This is a genomic window from Donghicola eburneus (genome assembly GCF_900115865.1).
Classification (GTDB): domain Bacteria; phylum Pseudomonadota; class Alphaproteobacteria; order Rhodobacterales; family Rhodobacteraceae; genus Donghicola; species Donghicola eburneus.
This window is the reverse complement of record NZ_FOXY01000001.1, coordinates 424938-436297: the sequence shown is the minus strand read 5'-3', so window position 1 is coordinate 436297 and position 11360 is coordinate 424938. Positions and strand designations below refer to the sequence as shown.

Genomic DNA, 11360 nt, shown 5'->3' with positions numbered 1-11360 from the left:
AAACAGAGGCTATCGCTCGGCAGCGGTTCTGGTATCTGTTGAAGAACGCGGTCAATAGCACAAGAGAGGCGGCATGCAGGGGTTCAAGCGCTACGCGATCTACTACGCGCCCGAGTCGGCGGTGTTTGCCGACTTCGGGAAACGGTGGCTGGGCTGGGATCCCTTGGCGGGCTGTGACGTGCCCCACCCGCCCTATGAACTGCCTATGGACGAAATCACGCGGACCCCGCGAAAGTACGGTTTTCATGGGACGATCAAGCCGCCTTTCCGTCTGGCGCGTGGCGTTGACATAGGTGCTCTACACGCCGCGGCCACGGCCTTGATGGCTGGCATGAGTCCCGTCCGCGTTGAGGCACTGAAGCTGAAACGGATCGGCGGTTTTCTGGCACTTGTGCCCGAAGGCGACACCACAGAGTTGAAGTCGATGGCGGGCAAAGTGGTCAAAGCCCTAGACGCCTTTCGCGCACCTATGACCGATGCGGATATCGCACGCCGGAACCCCGCGCGTCTGTCAGACCATCAACTGGACCTGTTGCACCGCTGGGGCTACCCTTATGTGATGGACGAATTTCGGTTTCACCTGACCTTGACCAGCCGCGTGAGCCCCGAACTGGCCGAGCGCACCCGCGAGGTACTGGACACCACCCTGCCCGACATCCTGCCGCGCCCGCTGAAAATCCGGTCTCTTTGTCTCTTTGGCGAAGCGGATGACGGGAATTTCCATATGCTGCACCGTTATCCGTTCGGGGGCTAAACACGCCAGATCACAGGACATTCACTGAACTGTGGTGCCGGTGTCATAGTCCCGAAACAAAGCGCGCCTATCACCTTCGGAACACCTAACCCGAGCAGAGTGATGACCCGTTTTCTTCCGCCCTTGCGCCTTGTGGGCGCGACGATCCTGCGTGACGGCGCCATGCAGTCCCGTTCCATCGCGATTGCAGATGGTCGGATCACGCGCGGGCCCCTGCCCGAAATCGACCTGAGCGGCTACTATGTGATGCCAGGGATGATAGATCTGCATGGTAGCGCCTTTGCCCGCCATCTGGCACCGCGCCCCGCCGCGCAATTCGACCCGATGACAGCCCTCTGCAGCACAGACCGCGAGGCTGCGGCAAACGGGGTGACGACCGCATACCTGTCTCAGGGCTGGTCATGGCATGGGGGCCTGCGCGGTCCCGATTTTGCCGAGACCATGCTGGCGGCGCTTTATCGCTACCAACTGAATGCCTTGATCGATATGCGCATTGCTCTGGACTGCGAGACGCACATGGTCGACACCGCCGCGCGCCTCATGGCGGCCATTCGGCGGTTTGATGTTGGATATGTAATGTTCCGCAACACCCTCGACGATACGCTAGAGCAACTTCGCTATGGTCATTTGACCGCGCTGGACGAGGCCGCGACCGAGGCGTCTCGCGGGCGTCTGCACCGCGCCCAAGCGCGGAGCCGAGAAGTGCCACGCCACCTGTGCCGCTTGGCCGAAGTGTTTGACGAGATGGGCATTGTTTATGGCAGCAGCGGCGACGGTGACGGCGAAACGCGAGAAAGCTATGCAATGATCGGAGCCAAGCACTGCGCTTTTCCCCGTGCACGGCGCGCCGCCGCCGCTGCCAAAGCCATGGGCGATCCGGTCATCCTATCCGCGACTTCTGCCGTACGCCCCAGCGGCCCCAAAAGCGGGGTTTCGGTGATAGAGCTTGTGAAAGAGGGCATTTGTGACGCGCTGGCGTCGGATTACTACTACCCCTCCCTGCTTAGCGCGGTCTGGAGTCTGGTCGACACCCACGGCGTTTCCTTGCCCGCCGCTTGGGCTCTGGTGTCCCAGCGCCCTGCCGAAATCATGCGGACGCCGGATCGCGGGACCCTTGGGCTTGGGCGCCGCGCGGACCTTGTGATCCTTAATCAACAGACCCGCCAGATCGAAGCGACCCTTGTCGCCGGACGTCTGGCCTATCTCTCGGGCGAGGCTGGAGCTCGCTTTCTGGGCCATGGCAGCCAGCCCTCGGCACCCTTTGTACCTGCTGCAAAAATGACAACACGCACGCCGCAGACCCGCAGAAATTAACCAGCGGTGCACTTATCGCTTCGGAGAAGCCCGTCTTTCGATTATACTAAGGGTATACTTAAGGGGTATTTTCAGTACCAAAGCGGGCGGCTCTGATGCCGCCCTTTTTATGCGAACAAGCTGAGTGACGAACTGTTTAAGCAGGTTTCGTTAGAACCGACGTCAGCGCGCCAAGCCGTCGACAGCATGTTTTTTTCCGGCCCCAGTCCCAGCAATGTTGCACAAGGTGAGACGGAGCTTTTTCTTGTGGATATATAAATTACCCTAACTGTTTTCTGTTAAAGCGCTTGCGCGCGTGTCAAAAAATATATCGAAAACCTGATCTCTTACCGGTGTTTTCTACGCTGAGATCAACAGCCCAAGGTCATCGGGGTTTAAAGTTCAAAGCGCTCACACGCGCTTGAACTGACGCGCCCTTAGCGCGCCCCGATCCTACATATTTTCAAAGCCCCTCCCAACCAGTCGATAATTTTCACCGCCCCCAAATCACGGAGTTTCGTGCAGGGGACTGGCAACCGCGGCCAAGCGCCATACATCAGCCACAAGCAAACAGAACCCGAATCGAAACCACCAAGGACAGCAACCGGAATGCTCTTCGTTACCTGTACTGCATTCCAAATGCCGGCCGCCCTCAGAGGGCAGCCCCTTCAGATCAGTGCGGTTGTCCGCACCAACTGACATGACCGCTTTGGACTGTGAAAAGATGTATTTAAGGTCGAACTCGACCGCGAAAAATGGTTTGAGCTGTACGCAGCAGCGATCGGCCACGAGGAAGCCTGATGACCGAAGTCACGACACTTGACGGGTTCACGCCCACGCCTGACCTTCAGCGGGACTTCCGCAATGTTCTAGGGTGCTTTGGCACCGGCGTCACTGTTGTGACTTGTCAGACGGCCAAGGGCCCGATGGGGATCACGGCCAACAGTTTCAGCGCGGTTTCGCTCGATCCACCGCTGGTCCTGTGGTGTCCCGCACATTCCTCTCACCGCTATCCGTTGTTCGCAGAGGCGCGGCATTACGCGATCCACGTGCTCAAGGCGGATCAGCTCGATCTCGGCATCGCGTTTGCCAAAGATGGGTTTGCGTTCGATCACTGCGCATGGACTGAAAACGAATATGGCGTGCCGGTCCTGACCGAAACGCTCGCGCGGTTCGAATGCGAGTCCTATGACTTACACCAAGCAGGCGATCACGCGATCGCGGTTGGACGCGTTTTGCGGGCCCACGCTGGCGAAGGCACACCGCTTTTGTTCACGCGTGGCGAGTATGGGCAGTTCACGGCGTTTGACTAAGAGGGGCGCTGTTTTGTGCTGCGCTGAAAATATCACCCGCGATTCCGAGGTGTGTCTATTTCCTGTGCGATTTCAGGTTTTCATTTCGCACACTTATTGGTCATAAAGGTGCAATTTTCGCTCACATGATGTGCAGTTTTGATAAGTCCTAGGTTTTATGCAGTGGTTATCAACTTTGCACCTTTCTTCCGCAAAGTATGAACGTATGCCTCCCGCAACCAAACGCAGGAGGAAATGAAATGAACGGAGCAGATACCGCCTGGATCCTCGTGGCGACCGCTCTTGTACTGTTTATGTCCCTGCCGGGTCTGGCCATGTTCTATGGCGGTCTGGTGCGGGCGCGGAACGTTCTGTCGGTCTTTATGCACGTGTTCATGATCGCGGCGCTGATGAGTGTGCTGTGGTTGATCGCGGGCTACTCGATCGCATTCGGCGAAGGCGACGCTCTCTGGGGTGGCTTGGGCAAGGCATTCCTGAACGGCATTGACGCAGACACCCTGTCGGGCACCCTGCCCGAGGTTCTGTTCTTTGCCTTCCAGATGACCTTTGCGGTGATCACCCCCGCGCTGATCGTGGGCGCCTATGTGGAGCGTATTGGCTTTGGCTTCGTTCTGGCGTTCTCGGCGCTGTGGATGCTGCTGGTCTACGCACCCGTGACCCACTGGATCTGGGGCGGCGGTCTGATGGCAGACGGCGGCATCTGGGGCGAAACCGGCACCAAAGACTTTGCCGGTGGCATCGTTGTCCACGAAACCGCAGGTCTGGCGGCGCTGCTCTTGGCCGTCATGCTGGGTCGTCGCAAGGACGCGTCCAAGCCCCCGCACAACCCCGGTATGGTCGCCGCTGGCGCAGGGATGCTGTGGGTCGGTTGGTTCGGCTTTAACGGTGGCTCGCAACTGGCAGCCGATGGCGGCGCAGCCATGGCGATCACTGTGACCCACATTTCGGCTGCGGCAGCGACCCTGTCTTGGGCCGCATGGGAACGCATCAAGTTCGGCCGCGCATCCTTGATTGGCGCCGTCACCGGCACCATCGCAGGTCTGGCCTCGATCACCCCCGCGTCTGGTTTTGTCGGCCCCATTGAGGCCCTGATCATCGGTCTGGTCGCAGGTGTTCTGTGTCAGGAAGCGGTCAACCTGATCCGCAACAAGATGCAGATCGACGACACCTTGGACGTGTTCGCGGTACACGGTGTCGGTGGCATCTTCGGCACCATCATGATCGCAGCGTTCGGCGCGGGCAGCTGGACCGCACAGCTGGGTGCTCTGGCAGTTGTCGGTGTTTACACGCTAGTGGTCAGCTTCATCATCGCCAAAGTGGTTGGCATCTTCTTCCCGCTGCGCGTGGATGCCGAGACCGAGCATGAAGGGCTCGATCTGGCGGTCCACGGCGAGCGTGCCTACAGCCACGACTAAGGACGGTAGAGCACGCCAAGGTCGGCGACATTTGTTCCGGTGGCACCCGTCATCAGCAAATCGCCGGCCGCTTTCAAAGCGTGATAACTATCGTTGTTCTTCAGCGCCGCGGCGGGGTCCACCCCTGCCGCGCGCATCTTTTTCAGGGTTTGGCCATTCACCACGGCCCCAGCTGCATCGGTTGGCCCATCGCGCCCATCCGTGCCGCCCTGAATATAAGTCCAGCCTGCAGGCCAGCCCTCTTCTTCGGCCTTCATCGCCAGACGCAGGGCCAGTTCCTGATTACGGCCCCCCATCCCTTTGCCTTTGACCTGCACGGTGCATTCGCCGCCAATCAACCATAGCCCAGAGGGCAGCTTGGCCAGACGCTCCACCGCGTCTTTGACATCCTCTGTCAGGGGCGGCGTCAAGATTTTGGCCTCGGGCGCCTGCTCTTTCATGGTCGCAACAGACACGTCGTTTGAACCAATGATCCGTGTGTCCGTCTCTGGCACATCGCGTTTCTTCGGAGCCTCCCGCAAGTGGTTGCGCACCTCTTGCGAGACTTTGCCGTAGCAGAAATAGCCGCGCAGGGCTTGCACCGCATCTTCGGGTGTCCCCAAGGGCGCGAGCGTCGGGCCAGAGGCCACAGCGCGCAGGTCGTCCCCGATTACATCAGACAGCACCAAGGCCGTCACACGCGCAGGGTCCGCCGCAATCGCGAGGCCCCCACCTTTGATCCGGCTAAGCTGCTGGCGAACCAGATTCATGACCTCGATCGGCGCGCCGCTGGCCAGAAGGGCTTTGGTCACTCTGACTTTATCATCCAGAGTCAGTCCTTTGGCGGGCGCTGGCAGCATCGCCGAAGCGCCGCCGGAAATCAGGATCAGCAGGTGGTCGTCTTTGCCGAGGCCCTCTGCCATCTCTAGAATGGCGTTAGCCGCAGCCTCGCCCTCGGGGTCCGGCACGGGATGACCTGCGCGCATCACCGGCACGCCAAGGTCATCGAAAACGTTCTCGCGGTGGGTGACGATCAACGCCTGCTTGGGCGTCACCGCCTCGAGCACGGGGGCAATCATGCGCGGCGCCGCCTTGCCGACGGCCACAACGCTTAGTTGCGCGGGGTCACCGAACTCCAGATCGGGCAACGCCCGTGTAACAGCACCCGCGGGATCGGCGGCCGCCACCCCCGCATCCCAGATCGCACGCAACTTAGGTTTCATTACCCTGCCTTCAGAATCTCCTCGATAGGGTCATGTTCTGCCACCCAGTGATTTGGCGCAACCTCTTGAAGTTCGGGCATGTAGCTCCTTTGCCCCTTTTTCGACGGCAAGAAGCGCAATTGTGCCCCCGGCTCTAGCGGAGATGGCAATTCGCCGGGCAGTTTTACGCGGGCCCGCGCCCGTTCAAGGTTCGGATCGGGGATTGGCACGGCAGAGATCAGAGACTGCGTGTAAGGGTGCCTTGCGGCTTCGTAGATGGCATGGCGGTCGGCCAGTTCGACCACGCGCCCTAAGTAGAGCACCATGATGCGGTGGCTGATCTCGCGGACCACTGCCAGATCGTGGCTGATAAAGATCATCGACAGGCCAAGGTCGCTTTGCAACTCTTTGAGCAGCTTGATGATTTGCGCTTGAATGGACACGTCCAAAGCCGACACGGCCTCATCGCAGATCACCAGTTTTGGGTTATTGATCATCGCCCGCGCGATGCCGACGCGCTGGTTCTGGCCCCCCGATAATTCGTGCGGGTAGCGGTTGATCATCCGCACATCCAGACCGACCTTCTCCATCATTTCGGCCACCAATTTTTTGCGTGCGGAGGGACCAAGGTCAGGACGGAAGGTTTTCAGCGGCTCCGCGATCGAGGCGCTGATCGTCATGCGGGGATCAAGGCTGGCGAGCGGGTCCTGAAACACCAGTTGCAGGTCCTTGCGCTGGCGGGTCATCTCGCGTTTGGTCATGCCATCCAGATCACGGCCAAGCCAACTGACACTGCCCTGCACTTCGGGCAGCAGTTGCAAGACAGCGCGGGCCAAGGTGGACTTCCCGCAACCGGACTCGCCCACGACCCCCAGTGTTTCCCCCGCCCTCAGGTCAAAGCTGACGCCATCCACCGCCCGCAAGGTCTGGGATTTGGGGAAAATACCGCCGGTCTTTTTGACTTGGAAATGCACCTTGGCATCGCGGACCTTGAGCACAGGGTCGGCGTCGCTGACAGGGTTCATCGCGATCTCTTCGGCATCGATGCGGGGCATCGAGTCGAGTAATTTGCGGGTATAGGAGTCCTTGGGTGCGTAGAAGACGTCACTCGCGCTGCCTTCCTCGACATAAGCACCGTGCTTCATGACGCAGATGCGGTCGCACATGCGGGCTACAACGCCCATGTCGTGCGTGATCAGCGCAATCGCGGTGCCTTCTTCGCGTTGCAGGTTCGCCATCAGATCCAGAATTTCGGCTTGTACAGTCACATCCAGCGCCGTTGTCGGTTCGTCCGCAATCAACAGGCGCGGATTGCACAGCATCGCCTGCGCGATCATCACCCGCTGACGCATCCCGCCGGACAGCTCGTGCGGATACTGGTCCAGACGCGCGCGAGCCTCTGGAATGCGCACGCGATCCAGCCATTCGTAGCACTGCTGTCGCGCTTCGGACCCGCGCAGGCTTTTGTGGAATTTCAGAACCTCAGCCATCTGCTGGCCGACGGTCAGGTGCGGTGTCAGCGCGGTCAGCGGGTCTTGGAAGATCATGGACATAGAAGCGCCGCGGATTTTGTTGGCCTTGCCCACGGGCAGGCCGATCAACTCCTGCCCGTTCAGCTGCGCCGAGCCGGTGATCCGCCCGTTGTCTGCGAGCAACCCCATCGCCGCCATAAAGGTCTGCGATTTGCCCGAGCCGGACTCGCCCACGATCCCAAGGCATTCGCCCGCACCAATACTGAAGGAGACCCCTTTGACCGCTTCCACCGCCCCGTCGGGGGTGTCAAAGGTGACGGCTAGGTCTTTTACCTCGAAAACACTCATATCAGCGGTCCTTCGGGTCTAGGGCGTCACGCAGACCATCGCCGATAAAGAACAGGCTGATGATGGTGACGAGAAAGAAAAACAGCGGGATGAACAGCTGCCAGATGGTGCCGTAAAGGATCGTGCCCGCCCCTTCGGAAATCAGCGCCCCGAGCGAGGTTTGCGGCTCTTGGACCCCAAGACCTAGGAAGCTGATGAAACTTTCGATCAGGATCATCAGAGGCACGAGGAGTGATGCGAAAACGACCACCAGGCCCAAAAGGTTCGGGATGATGTGGCGCAGGATGATAGTGAACCAACCGACACCGCAGGCTTTGGCGGCCTCAACAAATTCGCGGTTCTTCAGGGACAGGGTCTGTCCGCGCACAATCCGCGCCATTTCCAGCCAACTGATAATGCCGATGCCCACGAACAGCATAAAGAAAGAGCGTTCAAACATCACCATCAGCAGGATGATGATAAACATATAGGGAATGGCGATCATGATATCGACAAAGCGCATCATGAGCCCGTCGACCCAGCCCCCGACGAAGCCTGCCGTCGCGCCATAGATCGTGCCGATGGTCACGGCGACGATCGCGCCGATGACACCAACGATCAACGAGGTGCGCGTCGCCTGAATTGTGCGGGAATAGAGATCGCGCCCCAACTCATCCACACCAAAGAAATGGCCGCTTTCGATCGAAGGCGCGCCCTTTTCGGCGACCATGCCCATAACATTCCAGTCGATCTCTTCGTTCGACCAGACGGCGAAGTACGGGCCGATAATAACGAAAAGCACCACGAGCAGCAGCGCAACGACAGCGCCCGTGGCCGCTTTGTTCCGCAAAAACCGGCGGCGTGCATCGGCCCAAAGAGAACGACCCTTGATATCCGCAGCCTCGTCCAAGGCTTCGGTGATCCGGTCCATACGGTCTGAATTTGTGATCATTTCTCAGGCCCCTTAGTAGCGGATCTTGGGGTCAAGCCATGCATAAACAATGTCGGCTACCAGGTTGAAAAGAATTGTCAAAGCGCCATACAGGATCGTCACCCCCAGCATCACCGCATAGTCGCGGTTCAGCGCCGCATTGACATAGTGCAGCCCAACACCTCCGGTCGAGAAATAAAGGTCGATGACAACAGAACCGGTGATCATCGCCACAAAGGACGGCCCCAAGTAGCTGACGACGGGCATCAGAGCAGGCTTCATCGCGTGACGCCAGATGATGGTGCTGCTGGGCAACCCCTTGGCTCGCGCGGTGCGAACGAAATTGGAATGCAGAACCTCTAGCATCGCGGTGCGCTGAATGCGTGCGATCGAGGCCATGTAGCTGGTGGACAAAGCGATCACCGGCATGACCACATACTGCCACTGCCCGCCATTCCAGCCACCACCCGGCAGCCACCCCAGCTGCCATGTGAAGATAATCACCAATATGGGCGCCATGACAAAGTTCGGCAAAGCCTGCGCACTGAACGTGGCCCCAACGGCCAGATAGTCGACCCACGTGTTGTGACGCAGCGCCGCAAAGACCCCCATGGCCACACCCACAATCGTCGCCAGCACAAAGCTGATGGTCCCATAGGTCAGGGTCACGGGGAAACCTTGGGCGATGATGTCATTCACGCTCCGGTCTTTGTAGATAAAGGATGGACCGAAATCGAAGCGGGTCACGACCCCCACCAGATAGTCCCAAAGCTGCGCATAAAGCGGCTTATCCAGACCATATTTGGCTTCGATATTGGCCAGCACTTCGGGAGGCAACGGGCGTTCGCTGGTAAAGGGGCCACCGGGGGCCGCATGCATCATCAGAAAGCAGATGATGACCAACACCAATAGCGTCGGGATCGCGGTCAAGAGCCGCCGCAGGATGTAATTCAGCATGTCAGAGGGGTACCTATGGGCAGATGCAGGCGCCCGCTGCGGGACGCCTGCTCTCAGGATTTATTCAGCAACTTTGTACAGGTTCTTGCCGTACCAGTTGCGCTCGACGTTCTGATAGGGCCAGCCCTTCAGATCGGTGTCGATCATCATCACACCGGCATAGTGGTAGATCGGGATGACCGGCATCTCTTCGGCAAGGATCGCTTCAGCTTGGGTGTACAGCTCGGGCGCGTTCTCGGCTGTTTTGGCCGACTGGATCAGCTCATCGTATTCGGTGTTGGAATACTTGCCGTCGTTGTAGCCCGACGGCGTGGTCAGCAGATCAAGGAAGGTCGAGGCTTCGTTGTAGTCACCACACCATGCACCGCGCGCCAGAGCAAAGTCCTGACGACCGCGTGTATCAAGGAAGGTCTTCCACTCCATGTTGGCAAGGCTGGCCTGAACACCCAGTTTTTGCTTCCACATCTGGCTCAACACGACGGCCACTTTCTTGTGGTTTTCCGAAGTGTTGTAGATCATGTCAAAGGTCAGCGGATTGTCAGCGCCATAGCCCGCTTCGGCCAGCAGTTCCTTGGCTTTGGCGTCGCGCTCGGCTTGGGTCATGTCCGCCATCGCCGATTTCGGGGGCTCAAAGCCCGCAACGGCCGCAGGGGTAAAGCTATAAGCTTCGGGCTGGCCACCCTGCATGACGTTTTCGGTGATGACCTTGCGATCCACGGCCAGCGACAAGGCCTGACGGACACGAACGTCTTTGAACGCCTCGGGGCCGGAATCGCTGACGTTGAAGGTGTAATAGTAGTTGCACAGCCACGGCACGCTGACCGCCTCGTCGGGGTGCTCTGCCTTCATCTTGGGATAAGTACCCGCTGGCAGTTCGATCCGGTCAAACTCGCCGGCCAAATACCGCGTCAAAGCTTGGTTCTGGTCGGTCACAACCAGCGTCTCGATCTTGTCGAGGATGGTGTTCTCATTGTCCCAGTATTCGGGGTTGCGAACCTGAACGATGCGCTCGCCGGGGGTATAATCCTCTAGGATAAAGGCCCCGTTCACCACGATGTTCTCGGGCTTGGTCCATTCGGCGCCGAACTCCTCAATCACCTTTTGCGGTGCGGGAAACGTGGTTGAGTGGGTGGTCATGGTCGCGAAATAGGGCAGCGACGCGGACAGGGTGACTTCGAGTGTGTGGTCGTCAATGGCCTTCACACCCAGCTCTTCTTTGGGCATCTCCCCTGCGATAATCGCCGAGGCGTTTTCGATAGACATCAGCTCCATGAACCACGCATAGGGCGAGGCCAGTTCAGGATCGACCGCGCGCTGCCATGCGTAGACAAAGTCGCTGGCGACCACGGGATCTCCGTTTGACCATTGAGCCTCGGGGCGCAGGGTAAACGTGTAAACGTTCTTGTCATCGTTGACCGAGTAGTCCAGCGCCACACCGGGCACGAGGTTACCATCCGCATCCTGGTTCATCAGGCCTTCGAACATGTTGCGCACCATGGCTGCGCCGTCCGAGTCCTCGACCACTTGGGGGTCAAAGCTGCTGGGGTTGTCGAGGGTCCAGTTGGTGAATGTCTGATCGGCTGCCAGCGCTTCGCCCGTTTCGGGATGGGTCGCGGCGGTGGCGGTGCCAGCGACGATGGTGCTCGCCATCATGGCCGCCAGCAGGGTGCGGGTCATATACGTCATGTGTCCTCCAGTCGGTTTTCTTTTTTATGTC

General features: G+C 59.2%; 9 protein-coding genes. 4 read left to right on the top strand and 5 right to left on the bottom strand.

Annotated features, from left to right (window positions below; genetic code table 11):
- Positions 1-73 precede the first annotated feature (73 nt).
- From BM225_RS02035 to BM225_RS02020, 4 genes are all read left to right on the top strand, one after another.
- Positions 74-754: a DUF1045 domain-containing protein gene (locus tag BM225_RS02035; protein ID WP_072706306.1), complete on the top strand. Its 681-nt coding sequence runs from the start codon at positions 74-76 to the stop codon at positions 752-754.
- 102 nt (positions 755-856) lie between these two features.
- Positions 857-2068 carry an alpha-D-ribose 1-methylphosphonate 5-triphosphate diphosphatase gene (locus tag BM225_RS02030; RefSeq protein WP_072706305.1) on the top strand — a complete coding sequence of 404 codons (1212 nt, stop codon included), beginning with the start codon at positions 857-859 and terminating at the stop codon, positions 2066-2068.
- Positions 2069-2847: 779 nt separating this feature from the next.
- Positions 2848-3360: a flavin reductase family protein gene (locus BM225_RS02025; protein WP_092463731.1), complete on the top strand. Its 513-nt coding sequence runs from the start codon at positions 2848-2850 to the stop codon at positions 3358-3360.
- A gap of 239 nt (positions 3361-3599) precedes the next feature.
- Complete coding sequence (locus BM225_RS02020; RefSeq protein ID WP_072706303.1) at positions 3600-4775, top strand: ammonium transporter; 1176 nt, start codon at positions 3600-3602, stop codon at positions 4773-4775.
- On the opposite strand, the gene BM225_RS02015 is transcribed toward BM225_RS02020, so the two are convergent.
- Genes BM225_RS02015 through BM225_RS01995 form a run of 5 tightly spaced genes read right to left on the bottom strand, consistent with a single transcriptional unit; the run spans position 4772 to position 11329 of the window.
- Positions 4772-5977 (bottom strand): glycerate kinase type-2 family protein, encoded by a 1206-nt coding sequence (locus BM225_RS02015; RefSeq protein ID WP_072706302.1) that lies wholly within the window; start codon positions 5975-5977, stop codon positions 4772-4774. The two genes, BM225_RS02020 and BM225_RS02015, sit on opposite strands and share 4 nt — an antisense overlap.
- Complete coding sequence (locus tag BM225_RS02010) at positions 5977-7776, bottom strand: ABC transporter ATP-binding protein (RefSeq protein ID WP_072706301.1); 1800 nt, start codon at positions 7774-7776, stop codon at positions 5977-5979. Before BM225_RS02010 ends, BM225_RS02015 begins: the two co-directional genes overlap by 1 nt.
- A 1-nt stretch (position 7777) precedes the next feature.
- Positions 7778-8707, bottom strand: coding sequence for an ABC transporter permease subunit (locus tag BM225_RS02005; RefSeq protein WP_092463728.1), 930 nt, complete (start codon positions 8705-8707; stop codon positions 7778-7780).
- A 12-nt stretch (positions 8708-8719) separates the two neighbouring features.
- On the bottom strand, positions 8720-9643 hold the full coding sequence (gene oppB / locus BM225_RS02000; RefSeq protein ID WP_072706300.1) for an oligopeptide ABC transporter permease OppB: 924 nt from the start codon (positions 9641-9643) through the stop codon (positions 8720-8722).
- A 60-nt stretch (positions 9644-9703) separates the two neighbouring features.
- On the bottom strand, positions 9704-11329 hold the full coding sequence (locus BM225_RS01995; RefSeq protein ID WP_072706299.1) for a peptide ABC transporter substrate-binding protein: 1626 nt from the start codon (positions 11327-11329) through the stop codon (positions 9704-9706).
- Between the last annotated feature and the right edge of the window lie 31 nt (positions 11330-11360).